Origin of the sequence: Tepidibacter sp. (assembly GCF_025210165.1) — a bacterium.
Lineage (GTDB): Bacteria > Bacillota > Clostridia > Peptostreptococcales > Peptostreptococcaceae > Tepidibacter_A.
On the sequence record NZ_JAOASI010000038.1, the window covers coordinates 25,819 to 45,483 of the forward strand.

Sequence of the window (19,665 nt, forward strand, 5' to 3'; positions counted from 1 at the left end):
TATGAATATTGATAATTTAGTAAAAGAAATAAAATTTGATGAAAAAGGATTAGTTCCCGTAGTAGTGCAAGATGTAAATACTAATAAGGTCTTAATGCTTGCCTATATGAATGAGGAATCTATTAGAAAAACTTTAAATGAAAAAGTTGGTTGCTATTATAGTAGAAGCAGACAAAAACTTTGGAAAAAAGGAGAGACATCAGGAAACATACAAAAACTAAAAGGATTTTATTATGATTGTGATAAGGATACTATTCTTATTTGTGTAGAACAAATAGGAGTAGCATGTCATACTGGGAGTTATACATGCTTTTTTAATGAAGTTATGAAAGATGAAAGTGAAGATGATATTTTAGAAAATTTATATTTGCTTATAAAAGAAAGAAAAAGTAATCCTAAGGAAGGCTCTTATACTAATTATTTATTTGAAAAAGGATTAGATAAAATATTGAAAAAGGTCGGAGAAGAAGCTAGTGAAGTTATAATAGGGGCTAAGAATAAAAATAAGGAAGAATTAGTTTCTGAATTAAGTGATTTGATATACCATATGTTAGTGCTTATGGTAAATGAACAAGTTACTATTCAGGATATAAAAAATGAACTTGAAAAGAGAAAAAAGTGATGAAATTTATAATAGATAGCCATATTCATACAGATTATTCACCTGATTGTAAAGCTAAAATGGAGGATATTGTTATAAAAGCTATTGAGTTAGGTTTAAAGAAAATTATCTTCACAGACCATGTGGATTACGATAGCCCCGATGAACTTTTTAGGGAAGAAATTAATTATATTGAATATATGAAAGAAATTAAATATTTAAGAGATAAATATAAAGAAATTGAAATTTTAATGGGTGTAGAAATAGGATATCAACCTCATTTAAATAATAAGTTAGATAAATTTATAAAATCGTATCCTTTTGATTTTGTGATATGCTCTATGCATTCATGTGAAGGACTAGATTTATATAATGGTGACTTTTTTAAAGGAAAAACTCAGATACAGAGTTATATGAGATATTTTGAAAATATAAAGAACTGTGTAGAAACTTACGATAATTATGATATTTATGGACATTTAGATTATATAGTTAGATATGGAAATTTCGATAATAAAGAGTTAAAATATAAAGATTTTGGAGAAATTATAGATGAAATTTTGGCTTTGATTATTAAAAAAGGAAAAGGTATTGAAGTCAATACCGCAGGCTTTAGATATAATCTAAACGCAACACATCCTAAGATAGATATAGTAAGAAGGTATATTGAAATGGGAGGTAAGGTTATAACTATAGGGTCGGATGCACATAAAGCTGATGATATATGCAAAGATTTTGATAAAACAGAAAGAATACTTAAGAGTATAGGAGTAAAGAAAATTACACAATTTAAAAATAGAATACCAAGTTTTATTGAAATATAAAATAGAAGAAGTGTATTAATATTTTTTTAACTTATGATACGGAATAATTAAATTAAAGTCTGTTAACTAAATGTTAGCAGATTTTTTTGATTAAAAAAAATTATAATTAAAAACGGTATTATAGAAAAAATTTATAATAGATTGGAAAAGTATAAAAATAAATGCATATATGGTAAAATATGCAGTGAATTAAATGTGAAAAGGAGGAGAAAAATGTCCGTTTTTGTAGAATTCATAAATGCGTGTGCATGATGTAATAAGTATGAAGGCTTTGTTAAAGCTTTGAGTGATAAGTTTGAAAATGTAAAAGTAAAAGTATATAACGTAGGAAAAGACTTTGACTATATTAAAAAATACGGAATGATTACAAAGAGTACAGTTATTATTAATGAAAAAGTTAGGATAAATGACTTATCAGAAAAAAATATTTTAAATGCAGTAAAAGAGGAAGTGGAAAAGCTTAAATGATTATAATTGATTACATAAAAAATAGTATTATGTCTGGGATTAATATATTAAATGGAGCCTCTGTATGGTTGGTTGCAAGTTTTATATTAGCTGGAATAATGCATGATGTATTATCTCCAGATAGATTGCAGAAAATGCTTGGAAATAAGAAAATATCATCTTTATTTAAAAGTACATTATCAGGCATGTTTCTTCCTATATGTAGTTGTGGGGTAATTCCATTAGGGTTAAGTCTTTATTATTCTGGAGCATATTTAGGACCAACACTTGCTTTTATGTGTGCAACTCCTATTATAAATCCTATTGCTATGGTAATGTGTTTTGGTCTTTTAGGATGGAAGATAAGTATTATTTACTTGATTACAGGTTTTTTGCTTCCATTAGTTGTTGGAATAGTAGCAAACATATTTGGAGGAGACGAAATAAAAGCATACGGTGTTGAAGAAAATATAAATAATAAAACCTTGAATTTAGAAGATGATAGAACTTTAAAACAAAAGTTTATATCTGGACTTAGATGGTCTATGAATGATTTAGCTTTATCTGTTAGTAAATATGTTATACCTGGTATGTTTATTGCAGGCATATTATTGACTTTACTACCACAACAATATATTCAGATGTATTTAGGAAATCCAAGTGTTATATCTTTAGGTAGTATTACAGTTTTAGCAAGCTGTATGTATGTCTGTGCTGTAGGTCATATACCATTTATAGCAGCACTTGTTGCAAGTGGAGCGGCTCCAGGAGTTGCAATTACGTTCTTGATAGCTGGAACGGCTACTAATCTTCCAGAACTTATAAGTATCTATAATATTATAGGTAAGAGAACAGTGGTTATATATACTTCTACTACGGTTTTATTTTCATTAATAATTGGATATATAACTAATTTGGTTTTAATGCCAAATTTTAGTCCTATTTTAAATTTTGATAGAGTAAGTAATTCTATAAGTGTAGCTAATAAGCTTATATTTTCAGCACCACAACCATTGAAGTATTTATGCTCATTTATTATATTTTTATTTTTTATAAAGTCTATACTTCCAAATTTAAATAAAATATTTTCAAAACAAAAAGTTGAACTATAGAGTTGGAGGAACTTACTTATTATGACTAAAAAAATTATTTTAAATATAGTATTTATAATTATGACTTTAATGATTTTAGGTGGATGCTCTGAGATAAAAGAAAGTGATATAGGAGTTAAAGAAGATAATCCTCTGCTTAATTATTTTGAACAATTAAATCCAGATAATAAGGTTATAAAATGTGCTTATGAAGATATTGATAATAATAATACTAAGGATTTAGTTGTTATATACAATGTTTCTAGAAATAAAAACAAGATGAAAATTGTAATAGATAAAGATGGAAAATATGAATTTACAGATGAAGTGGACGCACCACGTGAAAATCAAACTATAAAATTTAAAAATATAGATGATAAAGACCAAATTGAGATAATAGTGTCTGGATCTAAAAATGGAGCTGTCGGATATGCAATTTTTAGGGTTGTAGATATGAAGATTATAAATTTATTTGGTCAAGATATGGAAGATTGTTGTTAATTAAAAATTTTAATACATAATAAAAAGGAGACAGAAAATGAGAAAATTTAACAAAAAGCTAATATCATTATTATTAACAAGCATGCTTGCTTTTTCTTTGGCGGGATGTGGAAGTACTAAAGAAAGTTCAAAGAAAGAAGATGATTATAAGATAAGTCTTGGATATTATAATTGTGATCATATGACAGCAGGACCTATAGCAAAGGATGCTGGAATATTTGATGAACTTGGTCTTAATGTAGATGTTACAGGTAATGGTAAGGTTCCACAAGCTATGGCAGCAGGCCAAATGGATGCTGGATACATAGGAATTAATGGACTTATGTCATCTTCTAAAAAGGGAGCACCTATATTAGTTGGAGCTAATAATCATAAAGGTGGAGCATATTATCTAGTAGTATCAGATGATATAAAAGAACCTAGTGATTTAATAGGCAAAAAGCTTGGTATAGGAACTAAACCAGAAGAAAATCATGAAGCTTGGATACAATTTGCTAAAGAATTAAATATACCTGTTGAAGGTAGTAATTATGAATGTGTTGGCTTTGGATCTGATAAAGATGCATACCTTGCTTTAAAAACAGGACAAATAGATGGATATACTTGCTGTGACCCTTGGGGATCTATGGCTGAATATGAAAAAACAGGACATATATTAGCTGTTAATTCAAAGTTAGAAGATGAATGGGGAGTTTGCTGTACATTTTCATTAAATAAAAACTTTGTAAAAGAGCATAAAGAGCTTGCTGAAAAACTAGTTTTAGCTCACACGAAAGCTATGCAGTATATATACACTAATCCTGTAAAATCAGCTAAAATATTTGCAAATAATTATGATGTTCCAGAAGAAGTTGCTTTAATGACTATATACAAAAAAACTGTTAAAGAAGGAAGAACGCTTACTTGGAAAATAGATCCTGAAGAAATAAAGCGTGAAATGAAATGGAAAAAAGAATATGGATTTGTAGATGAGTCTTTAAAATACGAGGACATAGTAGATGAAAGTTATTTAGAAAATTCAGGAGCAGATGATTTTGATCAATTTATAAAAGAAAAAGTAGATCCAGTATTCCCTGTTGGAATGAGTTATGAAGATTGGAAAGAAAAAGCATTTGAAGTTGATAAATAAAAAAATATTAACTTTATTTTCAAGTATAGCTATTTTAGTTTTATTATATATATATCTACCTACAGAACAAAAAAGTGAAAATATAAAAATAGGAGTATCTGATGATATTTCAGGTTTTGTGATAGATTATATGATAAAAGAAAAAGAATTAAATGTATCCTTAGAAAATAACTTTGAATCAATTTCCATAAGAGATTGCTGAGGCAGCTCTACTCAATGGGCATTGAGTTCAAATCAAATGGATATAGCTATTATATGTGAAGATGCTGCTAAGGAGTTTGTAAAAAATAATTACGAATTCAAGATAGTTGGAAGTTGTGTAAAAAACTCGTATGTATTCATATTAAAAGATAATAAACTCCCTAAAAAAATAGGTATAGCACAAAATAGAAAATATCAAAAAGAATTAGTAAAAGCTAAATTTGGCAGTAGCTATCAGATATATCCCATGACAGCTACTGCCTTAGGATATGCACTTGAAAATAATACAGTAGATGCTATTATTTTAGATTCTTTAAAAGCTTGGAAGTTAAAAGGAAAAAAAGAAATATCTAATTATAATAAAGACTATATTACATATGTAATGATAGTGAATAAAGGCTTTGAAAAAGAAGATTCGTATAAGAAATTTATAAAGCATTATAATGAATCAATAATAGAATTGAAGGATGAAGAATTATTAAAGAAACAGCTTAGTAATTATATAGGTACAACTATTTCAGATGAGGAGGTTCAAGATTGGAAAAAGTTGAATGTGAAGCTAGAGCCTATAATTCAAGAATAAAATATCAAAACTCAAAGAATCAAAAGATTAAGGATTTTGTACATAAATTTATAATGACATCCATTGTATTAGGGATATGGCAGATGAGCGCTATGCATTTTGATAATGCACTTTTGATGCCTTATCCAATGGAGACTTTAAAAGCTTTTATATATTGTATTACAGATAAAGAAACAGTTATAAATATTTTAATTACATTACAACGTGTATTAAAAGGATTCTTATATGCTATGATATTTGGACTTCCATTAGGATTTTTGATGGGATTTTCAAAATCTGCTCAAAAGCTTTTGGGAAGCTTTATAGATTCTATAAGACAAGTTCCTATCATGGCATGGGTACCCCTAACTATTGTATGGTTTGGAATAGGTGATGGACCTACTATATTTTTGATTGCATTTTCAGGAGTATTTCCTATAATACTAAATACAATACAAGGGGTAAGAAATATATCAAAAGATTATTATAATGCTGCCGCAAGTATGGGAGCAAGTAGACTTAGCATTTTTATACATGTTATAGTTCCAGCATCTATACCTTATATATTAACAGGAGCTAGAATTGCAATAAGTAGTGGATGGATGTCTGTAATCTGAGCCGAGTTTATAGCTACGAGTGCCGGTCTTGGTTACTCTATGGTACAAGCCCAAACTAGAATGCAAACAGAAATGTTGGTTGCTTTAATGTTTTTTGCAGCTTTAGTAGGGTTTGGAATTGATAAAATAATTCAATTTATCAATAAATCTTTAACTCGATGGAGGGTTGCTGAGTAATGAAACTTAAGATTAATAATGTAAATAAGATTTTTAATAATGATAATAAATACCATCACGTACTTAAGGATATAAGTATGGATATTGAAAAAGGACAGTTCGTATCAATTCTTGGACCCTCAGGATGTGGAAAAACTACATTGCTTACCATAGTAGCAGGTTTTCAGACCTGTGATAGTGGAGAAATTACAGTAAATTCTGAAATAGTAAGTAAACCAGGACCTGATAGAGCTTTTGTATTTCAAAATTATGCACTATTTCCTTGGATGAATGTAGGAGATAATATTAGATATCCTATGAAGCAACAAAAAATTCCTAAGGAACAAAGGGAAAAAAGACTTAATGAATTATTAGAAATGGCTCAATTAACTGGCAAAGATAAATTGTACCCTCATCAAATTTCAGGAGGAATGAAGCAAAGATGTGCAGTAATTAGAGCACTTGCGTGCAGTCCTGAAGTTTTACTTATGGATGAACCGTTAGGGGCAATAGATTTTCAGATGAGACAAAACCTTCAGGAAGAATTAGAAAGCTTATGGTTAAAAGATAAGACTACTGTTATGATGGTTACTCATGATGTAGATGAAGCCGTTTATTTGAGTGATAGAGTGATTGTAATGGGAACAGATAAGGGAAAAATATTAGAGGATATGCATATTGACATTGAGAGACCTAGAAATAGAGATTCTCAGTCTTATCTAGAATATAAAACAAAGCTTACTGATATACTCAAAAGATGCAATAATAAATAGTTGACAGAATGGAAGTGAAAATAAGATGGAGAATATACGTGAGATGTCATTTAAATACTATCCTGTAGAAAGACTTATTATAGAAAGTATATACTCAAGACTTACTAAAGAGGAAAATGACATTAGAATTAATATGATGAAATATATTATAGGTAACAACAAGGCTTACAATTTGGATGATTCTTATGAAGAAATACAAGATAGAGTGAATATTAGTAAATATGATTTAAATAAAGTTGTAAAAAATTTAATTCAAAAAAGAGCTTTAGTAGTTGATGAAAACAATAATGCAAATTTTATATATCCTGTATCTGCATTTGAAACTAACCATAAGGTAAAACTTGAAGATGAAAGTGTATTCAATGCTATGTGTGCTGTTGATGCTATGGGAAGTTCTTTCACATTTAAGCAGGATGTAAAAATAGAATCTAAGTGTAGCTTATGTGGAGAAGAAATATTTGTAGAGATTAATAATGGAGAGATTACAAATTTAATTCCTGATAGTACACATGTACTTCATGTAGATTTAAATAAAAATCAAAACTGGTCAGGTAACTGTTGAAATATAATGAATTTCTTCTGTACGAAGAATCATTATGATGAGTGGGTAAATAACATGAACCTATCAGAGGACGATATCTTTTGTTTAAGTGCACGTGAAGCTTTAGATGTAGCTTATATGATATTTAATGTTGAATAATTTAAATTGGGGAGGATAATATTATGAAAATAGCATACGTTATAAGTTCTGAAAATTCAAGAACTATATTAAGGGATATGATTATTCCACAACTTGAGGAAGGTATACATGGTGCTGAGGTAGTTGGAATGTTTTTCGTATTTGATAACACATATTTATTAATGGAGGAAACTGATATAGCTAGAAGGTTACATGATTTACATGAAAAAACAGGAATGATTCTTTTAGCTTGTGATAAATGTGCTATAGAAAGAGAGATACAAGATAAACTGGTTGATGGTGCATCAATAGGATGCTTCCCTGTGTTATATGCATCATTAAATTCAGCTGGAGTTGATCAAGTTATAACTTTATAAACCAAACTTAATTTGTATGGGGAGGAGAATATTATGAAGGATTTACCTCAAATATTTGATGAATTTAGTGAAGCTAGAAGAGATGGTTTTTTAAAAATAAAAAAATTAAAAGAAGATGGAAATAAAATAGTAGGAGTATACTGTGCATATACTCCTAAAGAAATAATTATGGCATCTGGTGCTATACCAGTATCTTTGTGTGGAACTAGTGAGGAGCCTATTAAAGATGCTGAAAAGCATCTTCCTAGAAATCTATGTCCTTTAATTAAATCAAGCTATGGATTTAGTATAACAGATAAATGTCCGTATTTTTATTTCTCTGATTTACTAGTTGGAGAGACTACGTGTGATGGAAAGAAAAAAATGTACGAACTTTTAGGCAAAATAAAGCCTATGCATATTATGTATCTTCCACAAAACTATAAAACAGAGGATTCTATAAATTCATGGCATAAAGAATTAACTAATTTAAAGGAAAGATTAGAGTCGGAGTTTGAAGTTGAAATTACAGAAGATAAATTAAGAGAAAATATAAGAGTTTGTAATGAAGAAAGAAAACTATTAAAAGAATTATATCAATTAAGCTCATTATGTCCTCCAGCTATAAAAGGATTTGACCTTATGAAAGTACTAGAGGGTGCTAACTTTAAACTAAATAAAAAAGAGGATGTAAAAGAGCTAAGAAAGTTAATAGATAAAATTAAAAGTGATTATAAAGATGAAAATAATAGAGTATCAAAAGACTTAAAGAGAATACTAATAACAGGATGTCCAATTGGCGGAGTTGCTGAAAAAATAATTAAAACAGTAGAAGAAAACAATGGAGTAGTTGTATGTTTTGAAAACTGTGGAGGAGCTAAATCTATTGAAAATTTAGTAGATGAAACTATTGATCCTATAGAGGCTCTAACGAAGCATTATTTAAATATTCCGTGCTCTTGTATGACTCCTAATGATGACAGATTAGATTTATTATCAAGACTTGTGGATGAATATAAAGTTGATGGTGTAATTGAAGTAGTTCTTCAAGCTTGCCATACATACAATGTGGAGACCTATAATATTAAGAAATTTATAAATGACGATAAAAAAATACCTTATATGGCTTTAGAAACAGATTATTCTCAAACTGATATAGGTCAGATAAGTACTCGTATAGGTGCATTTATAGAGATGCTTTAAAAATAATGTTTAAATTTAATGAAAAAATCAAAAGATAACAATATCTAGTTTAAGTTAAATCAAAGACTAAAAAATCCCTGTAATAAGGGATTTTTTAATAGGAAATATCAATTTGAGGAGATGAATTAAGTGATAAAAGAGAATTTAGAAAAACTAGCTATTGCTGCAAAGGTAAAAACAAAGCTTTTAAATGATAATATTGTTAAATATTTCATACTTGCAATGATGTTTGGAATTTATTAATTCATTCGATTTTCACACAGAGTATACAAAGAATACAGATTTAAAGTTATAATATATATAAACATCAAGTAATAACTAATTAAATTAAGAGAGGGTATGATTTTATGAAAAAATTAATAATATTAGTATTATGTATTTTATTAATAGGTGGATTAAGTGGATGTGGACCAACAAATATTGACGAGAGTATTGATGAATTTGGAAAAAATCCTTTAAGTAAAAAAGTGATAAGTAATTTCTCAGCTAAGGATTTAGAAGGAAATGAAATAACGAATGAAATTTTTAAAGAGAATGATTTAACAGTTATAAATATTTGGGGAACAGAATGCCCTCCATGTATAGAAGAAATACCAGAATTACAAAAGCTTCAAGATGAAGTTAAGGATAAAAAAGTTAAAGTAATTGGAGTAGTAGGTGATAAAGATATAGAAGCTGCAAAAAAAATATTAAGTACTAAGAAAGCAAATTATACTAATATAATTCCAGATGAAAATTTAGAAAAAGAGGTAGTGTATAATTTTGATTATATACCAGCTACTATATTTGTTAATTCAAAAGGTGAGGTATTAGATACTTTTATACCTGGAGCTACTAATTTTGAAAGTATTAAGACTATTGTAGAAAATATTTTATCTGATGAAAATTAGGAAACATACAATGAAAAAATATATAAGATTAGGTCTTTTATCTACGGGAATAATTTTCACAGTAATAGGAGCTTCTAGAGGCGAAGTATTAAAAGTTTTTATGAAGGCTGTTAAGATATGTTTAGAATGTATTGGAGTAGGTTAGTATGAAAAGAAAAATTATTCAACTTATTAGTACTTTAATTATAAATGCTAATTTAAAGGGATTTTTAGAAGGTAAGATATATAAAGGTACATCTAAAAAAATATGTGTTCCTGGGCTTAACTGCTATTCTTGCCCAGGAGCAGTAGGGTCTTGTCCTATCGGAGCTATACAAGCTGTAATTGGAAGTGTAAAATACAATTTTTCATTTTATATATTTGGAATTTTAATATTAATAGGTACTTTAATAGGAAGGTTAGTTTGTGGATTCTTATGTCCTTTTGGATTTATACAGGAATTATTATATAAAATAAAAACAATTAAATTTAAATTACCGAGATGGACTAAATTTATAAAATATTTTATATTGATTGTATTTGTTATAATTCTTCCGATACTGTTTACGAATGAATTAGGTATGGGTGATCCTACATTTTGTAAATATATATGTCCTGCTGGGACGTTAGAAGGTGGAATTCCACTAACACTACTAAATCCAGCACTAAAAAAAAGCTTAGGAATATTGTTTAAATGGAAGATGATTATACTGATATTTACTATAATCTTATCTATTGCTATATTTAGACCATTTTGTAAAGTTTTATGCCCCTTAGGTGCTATATATGCGATGTTTAATCCTATAAGTCTTTATAGATATTCAATAGATGATAAAAAATGTACAAGCTGTGGGAAATGTTCAAAAAAATGCAATATGGATATTGAAATATATAAAAAACCAAATAGTCTTGAATGTATTAGGTGTGGAGAATGTAAGAATATATGTCCAACAAAAGCAATAAAAACTGAATTCAAAATTTAGTAGGTGGATTTTTAATTTTGCATTATTTCTTAATAAAGATACAAAAAACGATAAAATATGATAAAATAATATGGTTGACTATTATAAGGAGAGATGAAAATGAATAAAGAAAATCAACCATATATTTTAGTATTTGGAGCTTCTGTTGTTGATATATTTGGTTTTTGTAGTTCGTGCTATAAGCCATATGATTCTACACCTGGGAATATAAAAATATCGTTTGGAGGAGTATGTAGAAATATTGCTGAGAATATGGCTAGAGTAGGTGTAAATACAAAATTCATATCTATATTAGGAGATGATGCAAAAGGGCGCAGTATGATGGAACATTCAAAAGTTATAGGATATGATATGAGTGAATCTTTAGTACTTGAAAATGAAGGAACACCTACATATATGGCCATCTTAAATGAAAATGGAGAAATGGTATCTGCAGTTGCAGATATGACAGTTATAGATAAAATGGATTATACATTTATTGATTCTAAAGAAGAAATTATAAATGGCTCTGAGTATACTTGTTTAGATGCAGATGATCCTAAAAAGTTGGAGTATATACTTGATAAATTTAAGGGAAAGACAAAGTTTATATTAGATCCTATATCTGCTGCGAAGGCAGAAAATATAAAACACCTAATAGGAAATTTTCATACAGTAAAACCTAATAGGCATGAAGCGGAGATTTTGGCTGGATTTAAGATAGAAAGTGATGAAGATTTAAAAAAAGCAGGAGATTATTTCTTATCTCTTGGAATTGAAAATGTATTTATAAGTCTTGATGCTGAAGGAATTTATTATTGCAACAAATCAGAATGTGGAAGAATTAAAGCTCATGATGTTGAAGTTAATAATGTCACTGGAGCTGGAGATGCTTTTGTAGCAGGCCTTGGATATGGATATATGAATAATATGTCTATGGAAAAAATGGTCAAATTTGCAATAGCTATGTCTATAATAGCTATATCTCATGAAGAGACTATTCATCCAGAAATGAGTAAGGAACTAGTGGAAAAAGTAATAATAAATACTAATTGGGAAAAAATAAAAAAATAGTAAAAGAATAAAGGCCACTACCTAGGCAGTGGCCTTTATTCTTTTACAGAAAACCAATGAGTTATATTTTTTTCGGTAGATGGGTTTTTGTAAGTATGAGGTGTAAATTTACTAATATATATACTATCGCCCTCGTTTAATAAGTAAGTCTCGTTCTCTATTTGTATTTCTAGACAACCTTTTATAACTACACCTAATTCATCATAGTTGTGTCCCCATGAAACGTCACTAGATTCGCTATTTCCATCTATTGTTATAGCTATTGAATTTAAATGTTTATTTCCATTAGTTAGCATTTCAAATTTTATATTATTGTCTTCAGTTGAAAATATTTCCTTTCTTTCGTTTTGTCTAACTATAAAATCTTTTTCACTAGAAGATTGTAAGATGTCCATTAAGTTTATTCCTAATACTTCGCATATATGTTGAAGGTTACTAACAGAAGGGCTGTTTAGATTTCTTTCTAGATTACTTATGAAGCCTATTGACAAATTGGTAAGATTAGATAATTCTTTTATTGTTAAGCCTTTCCTTTTTCTAAAATGTTTTATCTTTGCTCCTAATTCCATAACTCTCTCCTCGTATAATAATCATTTAATAAATTATAACACAAAAATATTTATTGAAACATCAAAAAAGTGAAAAATAAATATTAATAAAGGTAAAGTTTTAAAGTATAATTATGTATGAGTAAATCTAATATATGAAATTAGGAGGGGTTTATGAATAAAACTAAAAAAATGGTGTTTATGTCTATACTGGTGTCTCAAAGCTTAGTGATGTATATAATAGAGTCGTATATATCGAATCCTCTTGTATTTATAGCGCCTGGAGCAAAACTTGGGCTTTCTAATATAATTACTTTAATATCTTTGTTTTTTCTAGGCTTTAAAGATACTTTTGTTATATTGACTTCTAGAATAATAATATCTTCTATATTTGGAGGCGGTTTTTCTGCTTTCTTATACAGTATAGTAGGAGGAATATTGAGTTTGGTATCAATGGCTATTTTCATTAAACTTAGAAAAAGAGAATCTAGCTTAATAGGAGTAAGTGTAATAGGAGCAATGTTTCATAATGTAGGGCAATTAATAATGGCATCTATAATCATACATAATATAGGTATATTTATATATTTGCCTATATTGTTATTAACATCTATTCCTACTGGTTTATTTATAGGCTTTGTATGTAGATATCTTGTAAAAAATAAAAATATATATAAAGCTATGAATATCAATAATAGAGATTATATTATAACAAAACCTCAAACAACAGATTATATAATATTATTATCAACTTTGATTTTAAGTGTATCGACATTTTATTTTACTAATATTCATCATGATGATACAGGATATAAAAAAGTTCAGGTAGTTGTAGATAATAAGATATATGAAGATATTATTATAACTGATAAAAATTATAAGAAAACAATGAAAATTGAAACGGAAGAAGGATATAATTATGTTAATATTCATGATGGAGGAGTTGAAATTATAGAAGCTGATTGTCATGATGACGTATGTGTTAAAACTGGATTTATAAATAGAAGAGGACAAATAATAGCATGTCTTCCTCATAAGATGTATATTAAAATTTTGGGTGAAGACTCACAAATAGACAATATATCTTATTGATTATATAGAATTATTAAATAGTATATTATATTTTAAATTATTCTAAAAATGAATAATTATTATGTTCTATATTGACATATATTCTATTTCTTTGATAAAATCATGAAGTAAGGGGTTTAAAAATTCTGGAATAAGTGGTGATATTAGAATGGAAAAAAAATTAGAGGAATTAAAAAGAGATATAGAGGAATTAAGGGAAGAGATAAATAGATATATTGAATATCCAGATATTTTTAAAGAAGAAATATTAAGTACGAGCCATAAAATAGATATATGTATTAATGAGTATTTAAAATTACAGAAATTTTAAAAAGGAAGAAGCGATAAATGTCGCTTCTTTTTATATTAAAGAAAAGTATATAGATTATTATATATGGAGATAATTTAAATGTTAATCAACAGATATGAATTGAGGAGAATATTATGATTAAAGTTATAAATTCCATAATAATAATAGTATTTAGTTATTTGTTTGTTAGAGCTGTAAAATACATAACTAAAAAAGTATTTGAGATAACTAAATTTGATATTCAAAGAGAAAATACATTTAAAAGCATAATTATATCTATATCTTATTATCTATCATTTTCTGTAGCTTGTGTATTAGTGTTAAAAGAATTTGGTATAATTGATTTTAATAAATCTACTATATTAACTGGAGCGGGTATATTTGGTGTTATAGCAGGTTTTGCATCTCAAAATATTATAAAGGATGTACTTAATGGTTTCTTTATATTATTTGAAAAACAGATAAAGGTTGGGGATTTTGTTTATATAAATGAAAGTTTTAGAGGAACTGTAGAGGAAATAGGTCTTAGAACTACTAGTATAAGGGATTGGAATTTGAGAAGAATAAGTATTCCTAATGGTGAAATAAAATCTATTATGAACTATAGCAGAAAAAAAATGAGAGTAATAGTTCATGTAAGAGTTGCTTATGAATGTGATCCAGATTTAGTTATACAAACTTTGAATGAGGTATGTGATGCATTAAATGAAAAATACAAGGAGTTTTTGATTAAAAATATAATGAATGAACCTTCAAGACCTTTTTCGGTGTATGGGATAACAGATATAGAATCTAGTAGTGTAGGAGCTAAGTACACTATCACAGGTGTTGTAGCTTCTTTTAAGTACTTTTATATAGCTAAGAATGCAAGGTTAATGATTTTGGTTAAATTTAGAGAAAAGGGAATTAGAGTAGCGTATCCTAAGAGAGTTAATATTGATGCAGACGAATATGAAAATTATATATAGAAAAAAATCAGCTAGGAAATCTCATCAGCTGATTTTTTTTATATAGTCACTGAGTTAGTGAGTAGACGAATTTTTATTCTGAGTGAAGGTTATTATCTTGTGCATAAAAAGTTCCAGAAGTTTCTTTTTTAATTATTTTTTGAAGATTTTTTATTTCTAAGAAAGTTTGAGGATAAGCATTGTTTGCTATAGATATTTCTCCTTCTCCTTTTGAATCTAAATAATCAGAAAGAGACTTTCGTTTTTGTTCTAATTCTGCTAATTCTGATGTAAGCTTTTCAAGAATATTATTATAATATTGGTATTCATGAGTTTTCATTAATTCAGCTTGGTTTTTGAAAGAGTTTGAAAAAACTTCCATTTCTCTTTTGTTTTTTTCTAACTCTAATAAACAAGCTTTATATTTTATTAATATTTCATCTAATTCTTTTTTTACTTTTTTTCTATCGAATCCTTTGACATTTACTATTGTTTTTCTTTCTGAAGAATTTCCTATAGCACCTGTTACTATTTTTGCATAGGCACTAATTGTTCCTCCTATTATTCTACCTTTTTCAGGATTTAAAAGAATACTTTTAGATTCTAGGGTGCTGTCTAGGGAATAAAATCCTATATGTATAGTATCTTCAGCTATTATAGTACATGCATTAGCATATTTAACAAAAACACTTTTTTTAGAATGAATCAAAGTTTTTTCTCTTCCGCAAACGCCACCTTTTATATATATATATCCATTTGTTGATACTATCTTTTCAGCAGCACCTATACCCATTGGACTATCTATTGAAATGTCTTCTGTTGCTATAACTTTGAAATCATCACAAACAGTACCTTTGACTGTAACTGAGCCGTCAAAGATTATATTACCTGTTTCATAGCCTACATCACCAGGAATTACTAAGTGCTTTAGAACAGATACCTTTCCTTGATTGTGAGAAAGTGCTCCATTTGTTAATGCTCTTAATATTATTTTGTTATTTTCTTCAAATTCTGCAACTGTTTTTCTATCAAAACTGAGTCTTTTATCTTTTCCTGGTTTAGATGGTATTACATTTCCTTTTACATCTAAACCATCAATACCTTTGGTTGCAGGACTTTTTTCACCTAAATAATCATTTTTATGTATTTCATGTATCAGATTCATTTCGTAATAATTAGTTGAACCATCTTCTCTCACGGTTGGCTTTTTATCTGGTAAATCTAGATACTTTATTATAGCATCATGCCCATTTTCAGCTGGTGTTGCTTTGGCTATTAATATATTTTTTTGTGTTTTTATATCTTCATCAAGTACAGTATGAATTATTCCGTGTACTATCTTATTTGATTCTAGCTCTGATAATATAGATTGAATTATTTGTTGTCTATTACTTTTAAGCTCATTATTTGAGACGTTTAACTTAAAATGAACTTCAGTATTATCAGGTGAAATACTCAATTCTATCTGTGGTTTTAATACACCTATTTCTACTTTATCTTCTGAAACATTATCTAAAGCATTTTTAAGATTTAAAAAATACGTTATATTCATTCGTGGATATGAGGCTGATAATTCAGAAAAATTTGAAATATCAAAACCTTGCTTTTTTGTTTTTATATAAAGTTTTTCATTGTCTTCGAAAACATCAAAAAAATCGTTTTGTATTATGTACATAAATCACCTCGTATTAATTTGTGAATATATAATATATCGGCTTATGAAGGTTGTATATTTAGTTAAAAGTGCAATATATATATTATTATTATATACCAAATTATACAATAATAATATATATATTGGGAAAATAGAAAAATATCATTTTACATATATTGTAAAATAATAAATTGTATGTTATTATAATTAAGAAAACTTAGTAAAGTATACAGGTCCTTATTTTAAAGGATAACAGGGAAGAACGGTTAGAATCCGTCACAGCCCCCGCTACTGTAGTTGATGATAAAACCTATAAAACCACTGCGGATTATTCTGTGGGAAGGATAGGGATTAAGATGAATCATAAGTCAGGAGACCTACCTGTATATAGTTTTCAGCCTTCGGAGGGAAGGGTCAGGAAAAAATAATTATTTCTGTCCTAGTACGTCGCTTAGGCAGGTTTTTTATATATTTTTCTTTCCCTAAATATTTTTTTCGCCCCAGGCCTATACGAGGCCTGTTTTTTTTTGAGATATATGAATATAATAGAGAATAGAATAAAAAAGAGGTGATTTAATGACTCATAAAGAAATGATATTTAGATTGTTATTTGCGCTATTTATAGGAGGCGTAGTTGGTCTTGAAAGAGAGAAATCTCATCAATGGGCTGGGTTTAGAACTCATATTTTAGTTTCTATAGGTTCTTGTGTTGTTGCTGTTACATCTCTGATGTTGTTCAAAGAATATGTACAATATGTAAATCTAGATCCTGCTAGGATGCCAGCGCAAGTTCTATCAGGAATTGGTTTTTTAGGAGCTGGAGCAATACTTAAAACATCAGATAGTATAAGGGGTCTTACTACTGCAGCTGGTATTTGGGTGACTGCTTGTATAGGGATAGCTATCGGATTTGGATATTATTATTTAGCGTTTGTATCTTGTTTTTTGCTTATTATGACATTGTATACGTTAAAATTTATAGATAAGAGAATATTGCTTAGTAAAACTAGTACATTATATATTAATATAAAAAATATTTCAAATATAATATCAAATGTTATAGATATAATAGAGAGCAGAAAGATTTTTATAAAGAATATAGATATATCTCACGATGAGTATAAGTATTGGGATGTGAAGATAATAGTAGTGTATAATAGTAAGATACACTTTAAAGAAGTTGTAAAAAATATTTTAGATTTAGAAGATGTCATAAAGATTGAATATGAATAAATAATAGTAATTCTGCTATACTATTAAATATATAAGGAGGAATATATGTCTGAAAAAAGAAATGAAATTAAAGAAGAATTTAAGTGGAACTTGGAAAGTATATACAAAAATGAAGATGAATTAAATAAAGATTTTGAAAAAATTAAGAATCTTTTAGAAAATATGAAAAAGTATAAAGGCATTTTAGGTGATTCTGAAGATAATTTATACCAGACTTTAAGTTTGTATGAACAAATATCTCGATTATCTGAAAACACTTATGTATATGCACATATGAAGCAGCATGAAGATACAGCAAATACTAAACAACAGTCACTATCTGGAAAATCCGATATGTTATCTACTCAAATAGGAACTATTACATCATTTATGATTCCTGAAATAATAAATATAGATAAAAATAAGATGAATGAATATTTAAAGTGTAATAAATTAAAGCCATATAAAAAGCTTATAGACCAAATATTAAGAAAAAAAATATATACACTATCGCCAAAAGAAGAAGAAATTTTGGCTATGAGTTCTGATGTTGCAAATGTTGCAGAAAATGCATTTGATATGTTATCCTTTGCAGACATTAAATTTCCTGAAATAGAAGACGAAAAAGGGGAAAAAGTTAGACTTACTCATGGGAATTTTTCGAAATTTTTGCAAAGTAAAAATAGAAAAGTTAGAAAAGATGCATTTGAAAACATGTATGATACTTATAGTAAATATAAAAACACATTTGCAGCTACATTAGAAGGAAGTATTAAAAGAGAGATTTTTTATGCAAAGGCAAGAAATTATGATTCTGCTATACATGCATCTTTATTTGAAGATGATATAAATTCAAGTGTATATGATAATTTAATAGAGGTTATATCTAAAAATATGGATACTTTGCACAAATATTTAAAGTTGAAGAAAGAATTTTTAGGGTTAGATGAAATACATATGTATGATATGTATACTCCTTTAGTTGAGAAGTTAGATATAAAAATACCTTATGAACAAGCTAAAGAAATAATATTAAAAGCTTTAAAACCATTAGGTGATGAATATATAGAATTGATACAAAAGGCTTTTGATGAAAGTTGGATAGATATTTATGAGAATGAAGGTAAAAAAGGAGGCGCTTATTCTTGGGGAAGTTATGATTCTCATCCATTTATACTTCTTAATTATAAAGATGATTTAAATTCTTTGTTTACCTTAGTTCATGAGCTTGGACATTCTATGCATAGTTATTACTCAAGAAAAAATCAACCGTATCTATATTCTCATTATAAGATATTTGTAGCTGAAGTTGCATCTACTTTAAATGAACAGCTACTTATGGATTATATGCTTAAAAATAGTAAGAGTGAGGATGAAAGATTATATATATTAAACTATTATTTAGAGCAATTTAGAACTACTGTATATAGACAAACTATGTTTGCTGAATTTGAAAAAATTATACATGAAAAATCTGAAAATCAAGAAGCACTAACTAATGAAGAGTTTTGTAATATATACTATGATTTGAATGTTAAGTACTATGGAAAAGATGTATGTGTTGATGATCAAATTGCAATGGAATGGGCTAGAGTTCCTCATTTCTATTCTAATTTTTATGTATATAAGTATGCCACAGGATTCTCTGCTGCTGCAACTCTTAGCTATAATATATTAAGTGGGGATTCTGAGTCACTAGATAGATATTTAGAATTCTTAAAAAGTGGAGGATCTGATTATCCTTTGAATCAGCTTAAAAAAGCTGGTGTTGATATGGAAGATGAAAAATCTATACAAATAGCTCTTGATACTTTTAAAGAACTAGTATATAAACTTGAAAAATCTAAATAAAGTTTCATAAAAAAAAGAGAAATCGAT

22 protein-coding genes, 1 pseudogene and 1 riboswitch are annotated in these 19,665 nt (G+C 27.8%); of the genes and pseudogenes, 21 read left to right on the forward strand and 2 right to left on the reverse strand.

Features of this window, described 5'->3' with window-relative positions:
• Position 1 precedes the first annotated feature (1 nt).
• The 16 genes and pseudogenes from hisIE to N4A48_RS05985 all read left to right on the forward strand — a co-directional run bounded on the left by hisIE (position 2) and on the right by N4A48_RS05985 (position 12,045).
• Positions 2-622 carry a bifunctional phosphoribosyl-AMP cyclohydrolase/phosphoribosyl-ATP diphosphatase HisIE gene (hisIE, locus tag N4A48_RS05905; RefSeq protein WP_293664918.1) on the forward strand — a complete coding sequence of 207 codons (621 nt, stop codon included), beginning with the start codon at positions 2-4 and terminating at the stop codon, positions 620-622.
• Positions 622-1,425: a histidinol-phosphatase HisJ family protein gene (locus tag N4A48_RS05910; RefSeq protein ID WP_293664919.1), complete on the forward strand. Its 804-nt coding sequence runs from the start codon at positions 622-624 to the stop codon at positions 1,423-1,425. Before hisIE ends, N4A48_RS05910 begins: the two co-directional genes overlap by 1 nt.
• 213 nt (positions 1,426-1,638) lie before the next feature.
• Positions 1,639-1,903, forward strand: a pseudogene (gene saoT, locus N4A48_RS05915) (thioredoxin-like (seleno)protein SaoT).
• Positions 1,890-2,984, forward strand: a complete 1,095-nt coding sequence (saoE, locus tag N4A48_RS05920; RefSeq protein ID WP_330665059.1) for an efflux transporter SaoE — start codon at positions 1,890-1,892, stop codon at positions 2,982-2,984. The pseudogene saoT and the gene saoE overlap by 14 nt, the downstream one beginning before the upstream one ends.
• A 21-nt stretch (positions 2,985-3,005) precedes the next feature.
• On the forward strand, positions 3,006-3,464 hold the full coding sequence (saoC, locus tag N4A48_RS05925) for a Cys-Cys-COOH (seleno)protein SaoC (RefSeq protein WP_293664921.1): 459 nt from the start codon (positions 3,006-3,008) through the stop codon (positions 3,462-3,464).
• A 37-nt stretch (positions 3,465-3,501) separates the two neighbouring features.
• The gene (saoX, locus tag N4A48_RS05930; protein WP_293664922.1) at positions 3,502-4,593 is read left to right on the forward strand and encodes an ABC transporter substrate-binding subunit SaoX; all 1,092 of its coding nucleotides are present in this window, start codon (positions 3,502-3,504) and stop codon (positions 4,591-4,593) included.
• Positions 4,553-5,377: an ABC transporter substrate-binding (seleno)protein SaoB gene (gene saoB / locus N4A48_RS05940; protein ID WP_443081746.1), complete on the forward strand. Its 825-nt coding sequence runs from the start codon at positions 4,553-4,555 to the stop codon at positions 5,375-5,377. Before saoX ends, saoB begins: the two co-directional genes overlap by 41 nt.
• Positions 5,332-6,150, forward strand: a complete 819-nt coding sequence (saoP, locus tag N4A48_RS05945) for an ABC transporter permease subunit SaoP (protein ID WP_293664926.1) — start codon at positions 5,332-5,334, stop codon at positions 6,148-6,150. The genes saoB and saoP overlap by 46 nt, the downstream gene beginning before the upstream one ends.
• On the forward strand, positions 6,150-6,902 hold the full coding sequence (gene saoA, locus N4A48_RS05950; protein ID WP_293664927.1) for an ABC transporter ATP-binding protein SaoA: 753 nt from the start codon (positions 6,150-6,152) through the stop codon (positions 6,900-6,902). Before saoP ends, saoA begins: the two co-directional genes overlap by 1 nt.
• A gap of 25 nt (positions 6,903-6,927) precedes the next feature.
• Complete coding sequence (gene saoL / locus N4A48_RS05955; RefSeq protein ID WP_293664928.1) at positions 6,928-7,602, forward strand: MerB-like organometallic lyase SaoL; 675 nt, start codon at positions 6,928-6,930, stop codon at positions 7,600-7,602.
• A gap of 23 nt (positions 7,603-7,625) precedes the next feature.
• Complete coding sequence (gene saoD / locus N4A48_RS05960) at positions 7,626-7,958, forward strand: DsrE-related protein SaoD (RefSeq protein WP_293664929.1); 333 nt, start codon at positions 7,626-7,628, stop codon at positions 7,956-7,958.
• Positions 7,959-7,991: 33 nt separating this feature from the next.
• A complete protein-coding gene (locus N4A48_RS05965; RefSeq protein WP_293664930.1) occupies positions 7,992-9,140 on the forward strand; it encodes a double-cubane-cluster-containing anaerobic reductase in 1,149 nt (382 codons plus the stop codon).
• Between the two features lie 347 nt (positions 9,141-9,487).
• On the forward strand, positions 9,488-10,030 hold the full coding sequence (locus N4A48_RS05970; protein ID WP_293664931.1) for a TlpA family protein disulfide reductase: 543 nt from the start codon (positions 9,488-9,490) through the stop codon (positions 10,028-10,030).
• Positions 10,031-10,040: 10 nt separating this feature from the next.
• Complete coding sequence (locus tag N4A48_RS05975) at positions 10,041-10,175, forward strand: CD1871A family CXXC motif-containing protein (RefSeq protein ID WP_293664932.1); 135 nt, start codon at positions 10,041-10,043, stop codon at positions 10,173-10,175.
• Position 10,176: 1 nt separating this feature from the next.
• Entirely contained in the window at positions 10,177-10,992 is an 816-nt protein-coding gene (locus tag N4A48_RS05980; RefSeq protein WP_293664933.1) for a 4Fe-4S binding protein, read from the forward strand.
• Between the two features lie 99 nt (positions 10,993-11,091).
• Positions 11,092-12,045: a carbohydrate kinase family protein gene (locus N4A48_RS05985; RefSeq protein ID WP_293664934.1), complete on the forward strand. Its 954-nt coding sequence runs from the start codon at positions 11,092-11,094 to the stop codon at positions 12,043-12,045.
• A 35-nt stretch (positions 12,046-12,080) separates the two neighbouring features.
• Here the strand turns inward: N4A48_RS05985 and N4A48_RS05990 are convergent, their stop codons facing one another.
• Entirely contained in the window at positions 12,081-12,614 is a 534-nt protein-coding gene (locus N4A48_RS05990; RefSeq protein ID WP_293664936.1) for a helix-turn-helix domain-containing protein, read from the reverse strand.
• A 153-nt stretch (positions 12,615-12,767) separates the two neighbouring features.
• Between N4A48_RS05990 and N4A48_RS14965 the strand changes: the two genes are divergently transcribed.
• The 3 genes from N4A48_RS14965 to N4A48_RS06010 all read left to right on the forward strand — a co-directional run bounded on the left by N4A48_RS14965 (position 12,768) and on the right by N4A48_RS06010 (position 14,942).
• Entirely contained in the window at positions 12,768-13,685 is a 918-nt protein-coding gene (locus N4A48_RS14965) for a Gx transporter family protein (RefSeq protein WP_330665060.1), read from the forward strand.
• Positions 13,686-13,833: 148 nt separating this feature from the next.
• A complete protein-coding gene (locus tag N4A48_RS06005) occupies positions 13,834-13,995 on the forward strand; it encodes an aspartyl-phosphate phosphatase Spo0E family protein (RefSeq protein ID WP_293664937.1) in 162 nt (53 codons plus the stop codon).
• A 113-nt stretch (positions 13,996-14,108) separates the two neighbouring features.
• Positions 14,109-14,942, forward strand: coding sequence for a mechanosensitive ion channel family protein (locus N4A48_RS06010; RefSeq protein WP_293664938.1), 834 nt, complete (start codon positions 14,109-14,111; stop codon positions 14,940-14,942).
• Between the two features lie 73 nt (positions 14,943-15,015).
• Here the strand turns inward: N4A48_RS06010 and N4A48_RS06015 are convergent, their stop codons facing one another.
• Positions 15,016-16,596 carry a DUF342 domain-containing protein gene (locus N4A48_RS06015; RefSeq protein WP_293664939.1) on the reverse strand — a complete coding sequence of 527 codons (1,581 nt, stop codon included), beginning with the start codon at positions 16,594-16,596 and terminating at the stop codon, positions 15,016-15,018.
• A gap of 193 nt (positions 16,597-16,789) precedes the next feature.
• A riboswitch (cobalamin riboswitch) is annotated at positions 16,790-16,974 on the forward strand.
• 177 nt (positions 16,975-17,151) lie between these two features.
• Between N4A48_RS06015 and N4A48_RS06020 the strand changes: the two genes are divergently transcribed.
• Complete coding sequence (locus N4A48_RS06020) at positions 17,152-17,808, forward strand: MgtC/SapB family protein (protein WP_293664940.1); 657 nt, start codon at positions 17,152-17,154, stop codon at positions 17,806-17,808.
• A gap of 45 nt (positions 17,809-17,853) precedes the next feature.
• The gene (gene pepF, locus N4A48_RS06025) at positions 17,854-19,638 is read left to right on the forward strand and encodes an oligoendopeptidase F (protein WP_293664941.1); all 1,785 of its coding nucleotides are present in this window, start codon (positions 17,854-17,856) and stop codon (positions 19,636-19,638) included.
• Positions 19,639-19,665 lie beyond the last annotated feature (27 nt).